A 17,183-nucleotide genomic window follows, 5' to 3' on the forward strand; every position below is an offset into this window, starting at 1 on the left:
AGAAAATGAGCTTTTTCGATATAACAACATATGGAGCACGTAAAGATGAAAGCGGGGATAGTACAAAAGCAATTCAAGATGCCATTGAGGCATGTGCCTCTGCCGGCGGCGGAACTGTTTATGTACCAGCAGGGACATTCCAGACAGGGCCTATTCAATTAAAGAGTAATATGACTTTACATTTAGATGCAGGAGCAGTTCTTTCATTTACGGATGATTTCGAGGCATATCCTGTAGTGAAAACAAGATGGTCAGGCTATGTCTGCCATGGTTTTATGCCATTAATTTTTGGTCAAAATGTTTCCAATGTAGCAATTAAAGGGGAAGGAATTATTGATGGTAATGGGCGAGAATGGTGGAAGGTAAACCGTCGCTTACGTAATGGAGAACATTATGAATCTGCCAAAACAAAAGAAATTGCACAAGCTAATGCTGATTTCACAGAACCGGCTGATACGAATTTAGTTGAGTGGCCCTCACAGTTTTTACGTCCGCCGTTAATTCAATTTTTTGAAGCAGAACATGTAACGATAAATGGTGTGACTGTTAGGAACTCACCATTCTGGAATACCCATCTTGTTTTCTGTAAGGATGTATCCATCCATCAAGTTCATTTCCAAAATCCTTCTGATACACCGAATGGTGATGGATTAGACATTGAATCCTGTTTAAATGTCCGGATTTCAGATTGCCACTTTGATGTAGGTGATGATTGTGTTGTATTGAAGTCAGGCATTAATGCAGATGGGCGAAAATATGGGGTGCCTACAAAAAATGTTACTGTAACCAATTGTACGATGCATCATGGTCATGGTGGTGTGGTATTCGGGAGTGAGAATTCAGGTGGAATAGAAAATGTTACAGTATCTAACTGTGTATTTGACGGTACAGATAGAGGAATCAGAATCAAAACGAATCGTGAGAGAGGCAGTTACATTCGAAATATTTTAGTGAATAACATCTGGATGGATGATGTGTTATGTCCCATTGCAATTAACTCCTTCTATCGTCACGGTGTGAGTAAAAGCAATCCGGAATTACTAGATTCGCAAGCCATTCCAGTCAGTGAAAAAACTCCTGTTGTAGAAAAAATACGAATCAGCAACATTACAGCGAGAAACTGTCGTGCAGCAGCCGGATTCATTTACGGTCTTCCAGAAATGCCTGTTAAAGAAGTAGATATTGATCATGTCACAATCGAAATGACCCAAGATGAACAAGTGCCAGGTGGCGAACCGGATATGGTAAGGGAAGTTATTGAAATGGCAGGTGAAGGGATTTTTGCAAAATATGTCGATGATTTGCACCTTCATCATGTAAAGGTATTGACCAGAAAGGGACCCGCTTTAGCGGTAGAAGAGTCTAAAAACATCGTACTGGATCAATTTTCATTAAAAAATGAAACAGTCGATACACCTGTTGTATCAAGTAAAGATACGGAAAACTTAGAAATTAGCGGATCACAATATGAACAATTAGGGGATCGTTATCTATCGAGGTATGAAGGGATGCTTAAATAAAAATGAAAACATATAAAAATCCGATTATTCCCGGTTTTTATCCGGATCCGTCAATATGTAGAGTGGGAGAAGATTATTACTTGGTCACATCAAGTTTTGAATATTTTCCAGGTGTACCTATTTTTCATAGTAAAGACCTAGTGAATTGGAAACAAATAGGACATGTTCTCGACAGACCTGAGCAATTAAATTTAGATCAAACACCGAATTCACGTGGAATTTATGCACCAACGATTCGTTACAATGATGGTATTTTCTATATGATTACTACATTTGTTGTGAGTCAAACTGGAGCAAGACGTAATTTTTATGTAACAGCGACAGATCCTGCTGGCCCATGGTCTGACCCTAATTGGTTAGAAGATGCACCAGGAATAGATCCATCCTTATTATTTGATGATGATGGGAAGGTATATTACACAGGAAATCGCAAACCGCCTCAAGGACCTAAGTATAAAAAACATAACGAAATTTGGTTGCAAGAGCTGGATCTCGAAAAGAGACAGTTAGTTGGACCGAAGTACAGCTTGTGGGATGGAGCACTAAAGAATGCCCATGCTCAGGAAGCACCACATTTATATAAAATCAATGGCTGGTATTATTTAATCATTGCGGAGGGGGGCACAGGCCATACGCATGCAGTGACAATCGCCCGAAGTAAAAATGTAACAGGGCCATATGAAATGACGGAAACCAACCCTATTTTGACCCACCGCCATTTAGGTAACAATCATCCAATTGTAAATGTTGGTCATGCTGATATTGTGGAGACACCTGATGGTGATTGGTGGATGGTTTGTCTTGCATCTCGCCCTTATGGTGGTTATTACCGTAATTTAGGCCGGGAAACTTTCCTTGTTCCATTCATTTGGGAAGATGGCTGGCCAATTGTGAATCCTGGTAAAGGGTTTATTGAAGAAGAGATGGCTTTTCCTAAATTAAAGGAACATAAGTGGCCGGCATTACCAGCCCATGACCCATTTGAATCTGAGGTGCTTGAAGACAGATGGAATTTCTTAAGAACACCACGCGGAGATTTTTGGTCACTGACAGAAAGACCAGGTTACTTAAGGTTAAAAGCGAAGAAAGAGACAATGACAGAAGAAGAGAATCCGGCATTTGTTGGAAGAAGACAACAACACATTGATTTTATGGCCCAAACCGTGATGGAATTTGTACCGAAAGAAGAAAACGAAACAGCAGGACTTGTTTTATTGCAAAACCATGATTATCAGATCCGGATGGAAGTTATATTGGAAGATAACCTTTCGTATATCCAATTAATAAGAAGAGAAGCAGGCAAGGATGAGTTAGTTGCAAAACAGAAAATGGCAACAGAGAAGGTTTATCTAAAAGTGGAAGCAGAAGGTCAATCATACCATTTTTATTATGCAGAAACAGCATTTGACTGGATTACCTTAGCGGTTAATGTGGATGGGACGATTTTAAGTACAGACAAAGCAGGCGGGTTTATTGGTGCTTATATGGGCATGTATTGTTCAGCAAATGGAAAAGAAAGTAATAATTATGCTGATTTTGATTGGTTTGAATACCAAGGTATCTATTAATGGAGAGGGGATAAAAAAATGACAGTAAAACAAAGAAATGCATTAGATTGGGCTCAACTTGCATGTGATACATTAATGAACCAATATGAGCCAGTAAAGCTGCCGCCATCAGACCGTTGGCATTATCATCAGGGTGTTTTTCTATGTGGAATGCATGATGTATGGGAATTAACAGGTGAGCAGAAATACTTCGACTATTTTAAAGAATATGTCGACAAGTTAGTTGATGAGGAAGGGAACTTCTATTTTGCAAGAAGCGAACTAGATGCAATTCAACCAGGATTATTGTTATTGCCCTTATATAAAGAAACAAAAGACAAACGCTATAAAGTGGCGGCTGCTAAATTACGAAATCTGTTAAATACATTAAATAAAACAAAAGAAGGCGGCTTCTGGCATAAAGATAAATACCCCTATCAAATGTGGCTGGATGGATTATATATGGCAGGACCATTTACAATCCAGTATGGTCAAATGTTTGATGAGCCGGAATTAACAGATTTAGTCATGGAACAAGAGCGTTTAATGCGTAAAAATACCAAAAAGGAAAATGGCTTATATTATCACGGCTATGACGAGAGCAAGCAAACACCATGGGCGACTGAAAAAGGCCATGCACCGGAAGTTTGGGGGCGTGCACTTGGATGGTACAGCATGGTGACAGCGAATTTTATTGAGATGCTACCAGAAGGCCATGAAAAACGTGATGAGCTGAAACAAGTTGTCCATGAATTAATTGATGCATTAATTAAATTCCAGGATGAAGAAACGGGATTGTGGAATCAGGTTGTTGATAAAGCAGGGGAAGAAGGCAACTATTTAGAAAGTTCTTGTTCTTGTTTGTTTACTTACGCGATTGCAAAAGCAGTGAATAAAGGCTATGTAGATAAGTCTTATTGGACATATGCTGAAAAAGCATTCAAAGGTTTGGTCGAGAACAAAATAGAAGTAGATCAAAAAGGTAACTTTACATTACATGACATATGTATTGGGACATCAATTGGGACGTATGATTACTATGTTAATCGAGAAACAAGTGCGAACGATCTTCATGGAGTGGGAGCATTTATTCTTGCAAGTGTCCAAATAGCAATTGGAAGTGAGAATAACTAATGGAAAAGGTACAGCTTTTTTTAGCAGGGGATTCGACGATGTCGCATTATGAGCCGTCAGCATATCCCCGCATGGGCTGGGGTCAGAAGTTACAGCATTTTTTTACAGATGAATTAGTAGTAAGAAATCATGCTGCTTCAGGCAGGAGTACCAAATCATTTATTAATGAGGATCGTTGGTTAAATATGGAGAAGGAATTTCATGAAGGTGACTATGTCCTGATTCAATTCGGGCACAATGATCAAAAAACAGATGAAGCGAGAGCAACAACACCATATGACACATACCAGGAAAATTTAACATTTTTTATTAATCGTTCCCGTTTGTTTGGTGTTACTCCGATTCTCTTAACTTCCATTGCAAGAAGACATTTTGACAATGAAGGAAATCTACTGGAAACACATGGGGATTACCCAAGAGCTATGCGAGAGTTAGCGGTCCGGGAAGCTGTTATTTTTATTGATATGTTAGAAAAAACGAAAGAAGCATTAATCAAGTTAGGTCCGGAGCGGTCAAAGGAATGGTTTATGTGGGTAGAGCCAGGTCAATTTAATGGTTACCCTAATGGAGAAAAGGATGATACTCATCTTAGAGAAGAAGGAGCTTATACACATGCAGAAATATTCATTAAAGAGGTTCTCCGATTTAACCATCCCTTATGTAAGTATGTGAAAAGTGAGGTGACAAAATGAATAAATTAAGAGTACTGGCAAATCTTCAAAACCAAAAGGTAGTTGCAGTTATTCGAACAGATACCGTCGATGGTGCTGTCCAAGTAGCTGACGCGTGTATAGGGGGAGGGATGAAAGCAATCGAATTAACATACTCCATTCCCCATGTAGAAGAAGCGGTAGAAATATTAAAGAAAAAATACATTGATGATCAGGAAGTGACTGTCGGTGTAGGTACAGTACTAGATGTATATACTGCTAGACAGGCAATATTTGCTGGTGCCTCATTTATTGTTGGGCCATCCTTTGATGCGGAAACTGCTAAACTATGTAACTTGTACCAGGTTCCTTATATGCCGGGATGTTTAACCGTGACAGAAATTAAGGAAGCAATGGAAGCAGGTGCAGATGTGGTGAAAATCTTCCCTGGAAGTAATGTCAGCCCAGGCTTTTTAAAGGCTGTTCATGCACCGATTCCACAAGCGAACATGATGCCAACAGGCGGTGTAAGCCTGGATAATATGCTGGAGTGGTTTAAAAGTGGTGCTGTTGCGGTTGGTATTGGCGGTAATCTTGTCGCACCAGCTAAAACAGGTGATTATGCAAAGATTACAGAACTAGCCAAACAATATGTTGCGAAAGCGAAAGAGGCGGTTCAATGAAAGTATTAACATTTGGTGAAATGCTGATGAGATTAACGACAGACCCAACAGTTAGATTACAGCAATCCAATCATTTTACTTTTTACTATGGTGGAGCGGAAGCGAATGTTGCTGTTTCACTTGCTAACTTCGGGGTCGATACAGCCTTTATAAGTAAAGTTCCTGATAATTCAATTGGCGAAGCATGTGTGAAATATCTTCAGTCCAATCGAATTGATACAAGTAATCTACTAAAAGGTGGCAGCAGATTAGGATTGTACTTTGTTGAATCAGGAATTGGCAATCGTTCCAGCCAAGTAACCTATGATCGAAAGTTTTCCAGTTTTTCAGAATTAAAGCAGGAAGAATTAGATTGGGATCGAATATTAGAAAATGTAGACCTTTTTCATACAACTGGAATTACTCTGGCATTATCAAAAGAGTTAGAGGAAGTTACTTTACGTGCAATGAAGCAAGCGAAAAATCGAGGGATTAAAATTAGCTTTGACTTTAATTTCCGTGCGAAGTTATGGACACAACAAGAAGCAAGTACGGCAATTCAAAAAGTTTTGCCATATGTAGATATCGCATTTTGTAATCACTTGGATGCTGTATATTTATTAAATATTGATCCATTCGAAGAACAAGTGAGTCATATAAACAAGTTAAATTATTACTATAAAGAAATTCAGGCGAAATACCCTAACATCTCAGTTTTTGCCTCAACGAAAAGGGGTGTAAAATCATCTTCGGAACATCTTTTAGAAGGGTATCTGTTTGCTGATCAACAACTTTTGAAAACACATACATATACGATTGATCCAGTGATTGATCGTATTGGCGGGGGGGATGCCTATGCAGCAGGGGTTCTGTTTGGATTACTTAGCAAATGGGATACAGATAAAATTGCTAACTTCGCAACAGGTGCCAGTGTATTAAAACACACAATAGTAGGTGATGGCAATGCCTTTTCTCCAGAAGAAGTGGAGCAATTTTTGCAAAGTGTGAATCAGGAAATTAGCAGATAAATAATTTATTTCAAGGAGGAATTATTCATGGAAGTACGTTATGCAAGCCACCCTGAGGAGATTAGAAGATACAATACAGACGAGTTACGTGAGAAATTCTTAGTGGAGAAATTGTTTGAAGCAGGGAAAGTTCATTTAACTTATACACATGTTGACCGTATGATTTTTGGTGGGGTAACACCAGCATCAGAAGATTTAACAATTAAGCTGGATAAACAGTTAGGTGTAAGTTACTTCTTAGAGCGTCGTGAACTTGGAATTATTAATATTGGTAATGATGGTTACGTAATTTTAGATGGTGAACGTTATGAAATGAAACGCCATGATGGGCTATATGTGAGTCGGGGGACAAAGGAAGTTTGGTTTGGTTCTAATGATCCGGCAACACCAGCTAAATTTTATATAAACTCTGCACCCGCACACCACACTTATCCTACAGTAAAGATTGATATTAAAGATATAAAACCACTGGAGTTAGGAGAGTCCGGTACATTGAATGAGCGGAAAATTCACCAATATATTCATCCGAATGTATGTGAAAGCTGTCAATTGCAAATGGGCTTAACAATGCTTCAGCCGGGAAGTGTTTGGAACACAATGCCTGCACATACGCATGACCGCCGCAGTGAAGTCTATTTATATTTCGATATGGAACAGGATACTCGTGCCTTCCACTTCATGGGTGAACCAAGTGAAACAAGACACCTTGTATTGAAGAATGAGCAAGCGGTTATTTCACCAAGCTGGTCTATCCATTGCGGTACAGCGACAAGTAATTATACATTCATTTGGGGAATGTGTGGCGAGAACATTACGTATGATGATATGGATCATGTGAGCATGGATGAGTTACGATAAGGAGGTTTGATGAATGAGCTTGGAAAACTTTACTTTAGATTATTTTTCATTAAAAGGCAGGACAGCAATTATTACAGGCGGTAACACTGGTCTGGGACAAGCATATACTGTTGCTTTAGCAAAAGCTGGAGCAAATGTGTTTGTTGTCACACATGGTACAAACTGGGATGAAACGAAACAATTACTTTCAGGGTCAGAAGGAGATGCTGAGTTTTATCAAGCGGATTTGTCAGATCGTGAGCAATTACAAAAAGTGGTGCCAGCATGTGTGGAAGTATTTGGTACTGTTGATATTTTAGTCAATAATGCTGGTACAATCCGCCGTAATCCTCTACTGGAATATAAAGATGAGGATTGGGACGATGTGATGGCACTTAACTTAGATGCTGTTTACTTCTTAAGTCAGGCAGCAGCGAAAGTGATGGCAGAAAAACGTGCAGGCAAAATTATTAATATTGCCTCAATGCTTTCTTTCCAGGGCGGAAAATTTATCCCGCCATATACAGCAAGTAAGCACGCTGTCGCGGGTTTAACCAAATCTTTTGCTAATGAGTTAGCCGAGCATAATATTCAGGTAAATGCGATTGCTCCAGGCTATTTCGCGACAAAAAATACAGCACCAATAAGAGCGGATGAAAAGCGTAATGCGGAAATTTTATCACGTATTCCGGCGGGTTATTGGGCAGATCCAAGTGACCTAATGGGAACAGTAGTATATTTAGCAAGCAAAGCGTCTGATTACATGAACGGACATGTGTTAGCTGTTGATGGAGGATGGCTGGCTAGATAACCAGGAGTGACTAGCTTAATTGGCTAGTCATTCTTTTTCTATCATTCTAAAATTGGCGGGTTGCCGATAGCAGCGGAAAACTCATTTAAAAAAGGAGTGTATCTTTCATGAGACTAAATTTAGGTATTCGTGGTCATGATGTCGCATACCATGAGCCAGAGCAAATTGCAAAAGAAGTGGCATCGAAGGGGTTGGGCTCTGTACAATTAGCATTAGCAAAGTCTTTTCCCGATTTACCAACACAAACAGGCTCACTTAGTCCGGGTTTTGCTAAATATATGCGACAGTCATTTCAAAGTAATCGTGTCACTATTGCCATTTTAGGTTGTTATATTAATATGATCCATCCCGATCAAGAGAAGCGTGAACAGTTACTTTCCCGTTTCAAAGAACATATTCGCTTTGCGAGAGATTTTGGTTGCAGCATTGTTGCATCAGAAACAGGGAATGTAAATGAAAAAATGGGCTATACGGAAGCTAATTTTACTGAGGAAGCATTCCATAAGGTTGTTAAAAGTGTGAAATCTCTAACGGATGAAGCAGAAAAGTGGGGGATAATTGTTGGGATTGAAGGAGGAATCAATCATCCGATTCATACACCGCAATTAATGCGGCGATTATTAGATGAAGTAAATTCTAATCACTTACAAGTAGTATTTGATCCAGCTAATTTTATGTCTATGGAGAATTACCAAGATCAAGAGATGGTATACGAGCAGTCATTTGAATTATTCGGCGACCGAATTGTAGCAATCCATGCAAAAGATTTTGTTATTGAAGATAATTGGATAAAGATGGTCCCTGTCGGCACGGGGCTATTGCGTTATGATTTATTATTCCAGTGGGTAAAGGCGGATAAACCATTTATTGAAGTGCTGTTGGAGAACACGAAAGAACCTTATATTGATGATAGTATCAGCTACTTAATTAAACAATATGATAAAGCTTAAAAGGGCAGTTCACTGGGAACTGCTCTTTTAGAATGACTCTGTTAAAGTTTGTTGTTGATAATTTGATTTTCGGGAACAAATGCAATAATAGATTTAATCATATACAAGTTGGTGGTCGTTCCGAAAAGAAACGCGGTATAAGCAACGAAAAAGTATGTGTTTAGTTGCGAGAGGCCGTGACAAAATAACTTTTTCACAGACATTGGGAATGGGTCGATTAATAAGAGAGCAATTAGATTAGAGCCTATGAAAAAGTGGGGTTTGTAAAAGAAGGTGTCTTACGTCAGTCTTTATTTTATAATAAAGCATATTCAGATGAAATTATTATGGCAATACTTAAAAGTGATTATGATAATATGCTATTATAATTGCCCTTCTTTGTGAATACTTATACTTAAACTAACGGGTGCATTCCTTCAATAAGGAATTCCTTATTCTATTTCAAAAAAGGAAATTAATGTTAAACTGAATGAGCAGGATAATTTAAGATGAAATAATGAAATTTTCGCTTTATTCTTTGCAGTTAAGGGTGGAGACAAATGATTATATCAGATGGAATATACGGTGCATTTGAAGTAGATAGTGTTTTAGAAGAAATAATTTTAAGTGAGCCAATTCAAAGGTTAAAGGGAATTCATCAAGGTGGAGCAAGTTACTTAGTTAATAGAAAGTGGAATGTTACTCGTTATGACCACTCAATAGGTGTAATGTTGTTAATTAGAAAACTTGGTGGAACAGTCGAAGAGCAGATTGCAGGGTTATTGCATGATGTTTCCCACACAGCATTTTCTCATATAATTGATTTTGTAATTGAAAATAAGGAAGAAGACTACCATGAAAAAATATATAGTTCAGTTGTTGAAAACTCTGAAATCCCAACAATTTTAGCCAAATATAACTACAATTATGAGGATATTTTGTATGATGATACTAAGTGGTCATTGTTGGAACAGCCAGCACCAGAATTATGTGCAGATAGAGTAGATTATACTCTTCGTGATATGTATGTGTATGGAAATATCTCGTTAGATGAAGTAAATCGTTTTTTGGAGAACTTAACCGTTGTAAAAGGGAAAATGTATCTTCAAAACATTGAAATAGCTGAATGGTTTGTCAAAACGTATTACAAAGAAGTAATTGACTTCTTTATGGACCCTCTAAATACCTATGGCTACGATATATTGTCAAAGACTTTAAAACTATCATTAGAAAAAAATTTATTAAACCTTAACGATTTTCTTGGTAAAGATGAAGAATTGATAATCAAAATAAGATCATCAGAAGATAAGGAATTGGTTGATTTATTAAGCAAGCTCGATCCAAATGTGCAAGTGAAAGAGGATAGAGAGAACTACCATCTACATAGAAAAAACAAACTGCGCATGATTGACCCTTCTGTTTTTAAAGATGGGGAATTGATGCCAGTGTCAGAACTATCAGAAAAAGTAAGGGTTATGAGTAACTTAGCATATGAGAAAGCCACAAGAGGGATGTATGTAAGAATACTCTCTAACTAAGATAGATTAGATGTTGTTAACAGAGCCTTTAAAATAAATCCCCTTCCTTTTTCGGAAACAGTGTATAACTGAAACTAATTACAAAATCTATGGCTAATACAATAGACCAGATTATGAAAAGCTGCATTAATTGGGCAGTCTGCTCTGCATTATTTATATACCATACAATTCCAAAAATAAAACAACTTCCTATCCCCCATGCGAAAAGATGCCGGTACCAGCCCTCTCTTTCTGACTTCGCAAATTCCTTGCCATACTTTTTCTTTTTTGCTGGTTTAGGCCCATTACTAAAATAATAGGCAAAGCGAACGTCTGCCCATTTAATCATTTGATGACCAAATGCAATGCTGACACCGATATAGATTGCTGCTATTCCATGTACGGTTGTCGCCGTAGCTCCATTCTTCAAATCTATAATTGTTGCTATAAGTAAGATAAAGTCAACTACTGGTGTACATATCAAAAGAAATGTACTCAATTTTTTCTGTTTTAAAATATATCTAGTTACTAATCCAGCAATCACAAATAACCAAAATCCAATTTCGCATGCAACGATTAACCAACCAATCATAAATACTTAGCTCCTTTTTTAATACGTATGTATTAAATCATATCATACTTCTAAATTAATACAAGTGTGTTAAAATAATTATATGCCAAAAATAGTAGATCATGATCAACGTAAAGTCCAAATTGCTGAAGCAACATGGAAAGTGATTGTCGAAGAAGGGTTAGAGAAAGCTACAGTAAGGAAAGTTGCAGAAAAGGCAGGTTTATCTGTGGGAGCGTTACGCCATTATTTTGCAACACAATCAGAACTGCTGCAATTTTCCATGGAACTAGTAACAGATAGAGTAAACGAGCGGGTGCAATCTGGTAGTTATCAGGGCGACCCGGTGGAAATAGCCGCTCAAGCATTAGGTGAAGTGTTACCATTAGATAATGAACGGAAAATAGAAATGGAGGTCTGGTTTGTATTTACAGCAAGAACATTGGTTGATGAGAAATTAAGAGAACTTAGTGAAAGGACCTATGAAGAAATGCACGATGGCATGTTGAATGTCCTAATGTTTTTAAAGAAGGTACAATTACTGAATCCTGATATAGATGTCGAACTGGAATTAAATCGACTGCATGCCATTATAGATGGGATGGCAATACATCATTTGCTTTATCCTGACAAGTTTACGTATAAGAATATGATTGATACATTAAAGTATCATATAGAATCCATTGTAAAGAGGTGAGCGGTATATGAAGAAACACCCGCCAGATGAACAACATACTGATACAGAAATGTTAAAGGTAGAAGTAAACTTGGATGATACACCAGGTGAATGGTTAGGTTATGTAATGGATAAATTGTTCGAAGCTGGTGCTAATGATGTTTATTATACACCGATTTATATGAAAAAGAACCGTCCAGCTGTATTGTTACAGTTGTTATGTAATAAAAAACAGTTCGATCAATTAAAGGAAATTTTGTTAGCGGAAACGACGACACTTGGTATTAGATACTATCCATTAACTGTATTCCGAATGGAAAGACAAACAAGGATAGTTCAAACAAAATGGGGAGAGATTTCTGTAAAAGAAGGACTGCAAAACGGAGAAGTGATCAAAGCTTCACCTGAATATGAAGATTGCCGGAAAATTGCAGAAAAATACCAAATCCCGCTAAAAGATGTGTATTCAGAAATATGGAGATTAGTATAATAACACGCCTTACTGTGTAGGCGTATTATTTCCTGCTCTCCTTTTTTCCAATTCTTCAAGAAATTGATTTTTATCTTCGGGTGAAATTTTAATACTGCCAAAAAACGAATTTTTATAAAATATCTCTAATCCATCTCTTGACGATAGAATACGATATCCTGTAAGTATATCAGTGGAAGGAACAATTTTTATGATATCTTTATAAGGGATTTTACTACGGAATAACCCGCCTTTTGCAAATAAGTAATCGTCATGCAAAGTATAACTTATATCAAAAGTAGTCCATAATGAAAAACCAGTACAGACTCCGAAAATACCAATAAGTAAGATTATATCGAATAGATTGGGATTTGGTATAAGGAATATTGGTAATATTGTAGCAATACCAATAATTACTATAGCAATGAGTATCATTAGGAGAAAAGGCTGGTCTCTTTTGGCACGGAATTTCATCTCCATTCACACCTCTACCATTAATATGCTTTGCTGGTCACATCTCATATTATTCAGAAATATAAAGAGTTGGCTAAGACTAAGGAAATGGATGGATCCCTTTGAAATATAGCCGGAATTTTTACCCTGTTCTAGTACTGCCTTTCCCCCTTAATCTAATGCAGTGATTGAAAGGGAAGAGTTACCGTTTATTCGGTGGTGGACCAGAACTTTCTCTTTCTGTTAATGTAGGAGATAACTTTTTTACTGACTCTATCTCTTCATCTGATTCAATCCGTTCAATAATAGTGTGGACAATTTCTTCTGCCAAAATATCAACAGGTACCCCAGTGCACGTCATTGGTACTTCCATTGTAGCCATTTGCGGGATATTGTCATAACTGACAATGGAAATATCTGCGGGAATTCTAACCCCTTTTTCCTGTAAAGCTCTTAAGATCCCTCCGCTGATATCATAACTCCCCCCAATAATCGCAGTTGGTAACTTCTCTTGACCTAATACTTCATCTATCGCTGTATAACCATCAAACCAATTAAGTCCATTCGAATTGATAATTTGTATATATTCATTTAATCCGAAATGTTTCATCGCTTTTTCATAGCCTTCCACTTTTTCTGATTGAAGGGCATCTTCTGTATCAAGATGTCCAATGTAGGCGATATGGCGGTGCCCAAGTTCAAATAAGTGTTTTACAGCCTTTTGCATGGAAGCTTCGTGATTCGCATCAATAATGGGAGAGGTTGTTTCATTTTTCCCCGAAACACCATATATAACAAAGGGAATATTATCAGTGGTGACAGAAATTTTATTTGATTCACCAAAAACAATCATCCCATCCACTTGAAATTTCTTAAATGTGTCCATTGCAGTTTCTGGTGAATCAACTGACAGGATCATCGAATATGGAGTAGCTTCAAAAGCCTTACTGATGTTAGTAACCAATGTAGCTAGTACGATCCTTTCAATTGTTGGCCACATTAAGCCTATCACATCGGTTTTTTTACGGACTAATTGTTTAGCAGCCAAATTTGGCTCATAACCCATCTCTTCCGCAACTTTTAAAATTTTTCTTTTGGTCACTTCTTTTACTAATGGGCTGTTATTTAATGCTTTTGAAACAGTGGAATAGCTTACACCAGCTATTCTGGCTATATCTTTTATTGTAACTGTCATCTTCATCACCTGTATCTTTCATAAAAAAAATAAGTTTTTAGTTGAGTTCTTTTTTTAAATAGTATATCATAAAAATAACAACGTTGTTATTAATTTGATAAAAATAACTGAAACCGTTCACAAACGGAATATTTACAGGGAGTGGAATATAGTGGATCAATTTAATGAAGTAGTAGAGGCATTGACCCAGGGAAAAGCCCCATCATCGTCAAACGGAGTGACTGTTTACGAGAGTTCTTTTGAACAAAAAGATGGTACAAATCTTGTTATGGTGAAGACAGGTACGGAAAAATATTTGATAGCTGTTGGCGAAAGTGATTTATTCAATGAGCTGAATGGGGAGACTGCCGGCACTGGAAAAGTTTGTGCATTATCACATGAGAACAGACTTGTCCTTAATAAATATTTTGATTATACAGTTCCACAGGCATTTGGTACGAAGATTGCAACAATGGGTCTTGGTGATCGTCTTGGTGTTGCCTCACCCGGTCATATTGAAACAACAAGAAATCGAAAAGTAAAACCAATACTTGCTCAACAAAGTATTCGGGAATTAACACTACTAAATCGAACAATGACTGATATTCTGGATGCAGCTAGTTTCGCAGTATTTCAAGAAGGTTATAAAGATGGATATGGTGCCGATGCAGATCATATTAAATTAGAAAAAGACATCGCCTATGCGATAGAGCTTGGATTTAGTTTCCTGACATTAGATTGTTCGGAACAAATCCGCAATGATATCGAAGGAGCAACAGCAGAGGACATTCAAAAAGAATATGCAGGGCTTCCGGTTGATAGAAAAGAATATTATAATGACCACTATTTAAACAAAACATTTAACGTACAAAACCTTGAGATTACTTTTGATGAAGCCAGCCTTGTAAAGAATGTGCTCGTATATGGTGAAGCTATTGACTTTATGGAACATGTATTTAACGAGTATGTTGCGAAAGCAGATAAAGCAATCGATTTTGAAATTTCAATAGACGAAACAGAAACGGTAACAGCACCTGAAGCGCATTTCTTTGTTGCAGAAGAGTTGAGAAGAAGAGGAGTAACTGTACAGAGTCTTGCACCTAGATTCTGTGGAGAATTCCAGAAAGGAATTGACTACATTGGTGATCTGGAGCAATTTGAAAAAGAATTACATGAACATGCGGAGATAGCTAAATACTTTGGCTATAAATTAAGTATTCACTCAGGTAGTGACAAATTCAGTGTATTCCCAATTATCGGTAAATATACAGAAGGGTTATTACACATTAAAACAGCTGGTACGAACTGGCTGGAAGCTGTACGAGTAATTGCTGTCGAAAATCCAGATCTGTATCGCCGCATGCATGTATATGCAGAAGAACATTTTGAAGAAACTTTACAGTACTATCATGTAACACCTGATTTAGCCAGTATTGCTCCATTAAATAATACATCAGATGCAGACTTGCCAAAATATATGGACGATGATGCTGCAAGACAATTGTTCCACGTAACCTATGGTATTTTATTAACAGCGAAAGATGAATCTGGTTCTGACTTATTCCGTACGGAGTTCTTTGATACTCTATTAAACAATGAAGATACTTATCGTAATGGATTAGTTAAACATATTGGCCGTCATCTAGACTTATTAGGGCTTTAATCATAAATCTATAAAAAGGTAGGGATAAGAATGAAAGCATTTATGGATAATAATTTCGTCTTAAATAACAAAACTGCAGAGAAACTTTACCATGAATATGCCAAAGATTTACCGATTATCGATTACCATTGCCATTTAAGTCCAGAAGAAATCTATGAAAATATTCAATTCGAGAATATTACGAAAGTATGGCTTTATGGTGACCATTACAAATGGCGTGCAATGCGAGCGAACGGGATAGAAGAGAAATACGTTACAGGTGATGGCAGTGATTATGATAAATTTCTTGCATGGGCAAAAACTGTCCCAATGTTAATTGGTAATCCGCTTTATCACTGGACACATCTTGAATTAAAGCGGTACTTTGGTGTTGAAGAGCCATTAAATGAAAACACTGCACCAGCTATTTGGGAGAAAGTAAATAAGCTCCTAACCAGCGGGGAATGGAATGTCCGTGATTTTATCGTGAAATCAGGTGTTGAAGTTGTTTGTACAACAGACGATCCTACAGATTCGCTAGAATACCATGAAAAAATTAAAGCAGATGATAGTTTCGATGTGAAAGTATTACCAAGTTTCCGTCCAGATAAAGGGCTGGAAATCAATCGGGATACCTTCGTTGACTGGGTGGCAAAATTGGCAGAAGTATCTGGCATAACTATTGATTCATATGAAGCCTTTTTAGAAGCATTAGAAAAGAGAATTGATTTCTTCCATGAAGTTGGCGGTCGTGTGTCTGACCATGCCTTAGATACAATGATGTATGAAGAAACCACAGAAGCGGAAGTAGCAGAAATTTTCGCTAAAGGGATTAAAAATGAAAAAGTATCATTAGAAGAAGAGAAAAAATATAAATCCTTTACATTGACTTTCTTAGGTAAACAATACCATAAAAGAGGCTGGGCGATGCAATATCATATTAATGCCCACAGAAATAACAATACAAGAATGTTTAATAATTTAGGTCCAGATACTGGCTATGATTCAATGAATGATGCGTTAATAGCACAGCCTTTAGTGAAATTACTTGATTCACTAGATCAAGCAGATGCATTGCCAAAAACCATTCTTTATTCTTTAAACCCGCGTGATAATGTAACGATTTCAACGATAATAGGAAGCTTCCAAGGTGGAGGAACTCCAGGGAAAATGCAATTCGGAACAGCATGGTGGTTCAATGATACCAAGCTAGGTATGATTGACCAGATGGAGAAGTTAGCTGATAATGGTGTGTTTAGCCGTTTTATCGGAATGCTGACAGATTCACGAAGCTTCCTGTCTTATACACGTCACGAGTATTTCCGTCGCATTATGTGTAACTTAATTGGTGAATGGGTAGAGAATGGCGAATATCCAAATGATGAAGAAACATTAGCGAAAATTGTACAAAATATTTCCTATTATAATGCGAAGGAATACTTTGGTTTCTAAATAGTAGTGGAGAAGAAGCACAGACTTTACTAGTTTGTGCTTCTTCGTTTAATCATGAAACGATAGGATTCCCCGATCATTTTAAGAATAATTCCATAAGACGCTAAGTGC

Annotated in this window: 17 protein-coding genes and 2 pseudogenes; 16 read left to right on the forward strand and 3 right to left on the reverse strand. The window is 37.4% G+C overall.

Annotation, left to right across the window (positions count from 1 at the left end):
* The first annotated feature begins 5 nt into the window (after nucleotides 1–5).
* From ACFOY7_RS06420 to ACFOY7_RS06475, 12 genes and pseudogenes are all read left to right on the forward strand, one after another.
* The gene (locus ACFOY7_RS06420; protein WP_390250537.1) at nucleotides 6–1,520 is read left to right on the forward strand and encodes a glycoside hydrolase family 28 protein; all 1,515 of its coding nucleotides are present in this window, start codon (nucleotides 6–8) and stop codon (nucleotides 1,518–1,520) included.
* 2 nt (nucleotides 1,521–1,522) lie between these two features.
* Nucleotides 1,523–3,088 (forward strand): glycoside hydrolase family 43 protein, encoded by a 1,566-nt coding sequence (locus ACFOY7_RS06425; RefSeq protein ID WP_390250539.1) that lies wholly within the window; start codon nucleotides 1,523–1,525, stop codon nucleotides 3,086–3,088.
* Between the two features lie 18 nt (nucleotides 3,089–3,106).
* Entirely contained in the window at nucleotides 3,107–4,201 is a 1,095-nt protein-coding gene (locus ACFOY7_RS06430; protein ID WP_390250541.1) for a glycoside hydrolase family 88/105 protein, read from the forward strand.
* Nucleotides 4,201–4,893 (forward strand): rhamnogalacturonan acetylesterase, encoded by a 693-nt coding sequence (locus tag ACFOY7_RS06435; RefSeq protein WP_390250543.1) that lies wholly within the window; start codon nucleotides 4,201–4,203, stop codon nucleotides 4,891–4,893. The genes ACFOY7_RS06430 and ACFOY7_RS06435 overlap by 1 nt, the downstream gene beginning before the upstream one ends.
* Complete coding sequence (locus ACFOY7_RS06440; RefSeq protein WP_390250545.1) at nucleotides 4,890–5,534, forward strand: bifunctional 2-keto-4-hydroxyglutarate aldolase/2-keto-3-deoxy-6-phosphogluconate aldolase; 645 nt, start codon at nucleotides 4,890–4,892, stop codon at nucleotides 5,532–5,534. The genes ACFOY7_RS06435 and ACFOY7_RS06440 overlap by 4 nt, the downstream gene beginning before the upstream one ends.
* The gene (locus ACFOY7_RS06445) at nucleotides 5,531–6,541 is read left to right on the forward strand and encodes a sugar kinase (protein ID WP_390250547.1); all 1,011 of its coding nucleotides are present in this window, start codon (nucleotides 5,531–5,533) and stop codon (nucleotides 6,539–6,541) included. Before ACFOY7_RS06440 ends, ACFOY7_RS06445 begins: the two co-directional genes overlap by 4 nt.
* Before the next feature lie 27 nt (nucleotides 6,542–6,568).
* Nucleotides 6,569–7,399 (forward strand): 5-dehydro-4-deoxy-D-glucuronate isomerase, encoded by an 831-nt coding sequence (gene kduI / locus ACFOY7_RS06450; protein ID WP_390250549.1) that lies wholly within the window; start codon nucleotides 6,569–6,571, stop codon nucleotides 7,397–7,399.
* 13 nt (nucleotides 7,400–7,412) lie between these two features.
* The gene (kduD, locus tag ACFOY7_RS06455) at nucleotides 7,413–8,189 is read left to right on the forward strand and encodes a 2-dehydro-3-deoxy-D-gluconate 5-dehydrogenase KduD (RefSeq protein ID WP_390250551.1); all 777 of its coding nucleotides are present in this window, start codon (nucleotides 7,413–7,415) and stop codon (nucleotides 8,187–8,189) included.
* A gap of 107 nt (nucleotides 8,190–8,296) precedes the next feature.
* Nucleotides 8,297–9,139 (forward strand): sugar phosphate isomerase/epimerase family protein, encoded by an 843-nt coding sequence (locus ACFOY7_RS06460; RefSeq protein ID WP_390250553.1) that lies wholly within the window; start codon nucleotides 8,297–8,299, stop codon nucleotides 9,137–9,139.
* Nucleotides 9,140–9,252: 113 nt separating this feature from the next.
* Nucleotides 9,253–9,377, forward strand: a pseudogene (locus ACFOY7_RS06465) (IS1595 family transposase); the annotation flags it as partial.
* Nucleotides 9,376–9,507, forward strand: a pseudogene (locus tag ACFOY7_RS06470) (GNAT family N-acetyltransferase); the annotation flags it as partial. The pseudogenes ACFOY7_RS06465 and ACFOY7_RS06470, both read left to right, overlap by 2 nt.
* Before the next feature lie 171 nt (nucleotides 9,508–9,678).
* Nucleotides 9,679–10,656, forward strand: coding sequence for an HD domain-containing protein (locus ACFOY7_RS06475; protein ID WP_390250555.1), 978 nt, complete (start codon nucleotides 9,679–9,681; stop codon nucleotides 10,654–10,656).
* A gap of 28 nt (nucleotides 10,657–10,684) precedes the next feature.
* On the opposite strand, the gene ACFOY7_RS06480 is transcribed toward ACFOY7_RS06475, so the two are convergent.
* Entirely contained in the window at nucleotides 10,685–11,227 is a 543-nt protein-coding gene (locus tag ACFOY7_RS06480) for a hypothetical protein (protein ID WP_390250557.1), read from the reverse strand.
* 82 nt (nucleotides 11,228–11,309) lie between these two features.
* On the opposite strand from ACFOY7_RS06480, the gene ACFOY7_RS06485 reads away from it, so the two are divergent.
* Both ACFOY7_RS06485 and larC2 read left to right on the forward strand, forming a co-directional pair.
* Entirely contained in the window at nucleotides 11,310–11,903 is a 594-nt protein-coding gene (locus tag ACFOY7_RS06485) for a TetR/AcrR family transcriptional regulator (protein WP_390250559.1), read from the forward strand.
* Nucleotides 11,904–11,910: 7 nt separating this feature from the next.
* Nucleotides 11,911–12,372 carry a nickel pincer cofactor biosynthesis protein LarC2 gene (larC2, locus tag ACFOY7_RS06490; protein WP_390250561.1) on the forward strand — a complete coding sequence of 154 codons (462 nt, stop codon included), beginning with the start codon at nucleotides 11,911–11,913 and terminating at the stop codon, nucleotides 12,370–12,372.
* 9 nt (nucleotides 12,373–12,381) lie between these two features.
* Here the strand turns inward: larC2 and ACFOY7_RS06495 are convergent, their stop codons facing one another.
* Nucleotides 12,382–12,825, reverse strand: coding sequence for a PH domain-containing protein (locus ACFOY7_RS06495; RefSeq protein WP_390250563.1), 444 nt, complete (start codon nucleotides 12,823–12,825; stop codon nucleotides 12,382–12,384).
* Between the two features lie 181 nt (nucleotides 12,826–13,006).
* A complete protein-coding gene (locus tag ACFOY7_RS06500; protein ID WP_390250565.1) occupies nucleotides 13,007–13,999 on the reverse strand; it encodes a LacI family DNA-binding transcriptional regulator in 993 nt (330 codons plus the stop codon).
* Between the two features lie 151 nt (nucleotides 14,000–14,150).
* Between ACFOY7_RS06500 and ACFOY7_RS06505 the strand changes: the two genes are divergently transcribed.
* Nucleotides 14,151–15,641, forward strand: a complete 1,491-nt coding sequence (locus ACFOY7_RS06505) for a tagaturonate epimerase family protein (RefSeq protein WP_390250567.1) — start codon at nucleotides 14,151–14,153, stop codon at nucleotides 15,639–15,641.
* Nucleotides 15,642–15,671: 30 nt separating this feature from the next.
* The gene (gene uxaC / locus ACFOY7_RS06510; protein ID WP_390250569.1) at nucleotides 15,672–17,072 is read left to right on the forward strand and encodes a glucuronate isomerase; all 1,401 of its coding nucleotides are present in this window, start codon (nucleotides 15,672–15,674) and stop codon (nucleotides 17,070–17,072) included.
* The last annotated feature ends 111 nt before the right edge of the window (nucleotides 17,073–17,183 follow it).

This window comes from Gracilibacillus xinjiangensis (assembly GCF_042651765.1).
In the GTDB taxonomy this organism is placed as follows: Bacteria; Bacillota; Bacilli; order Bacillales; family Amphibacillaceae; genus Gracilibacillus; species Gracilibacillus xinjiangensis.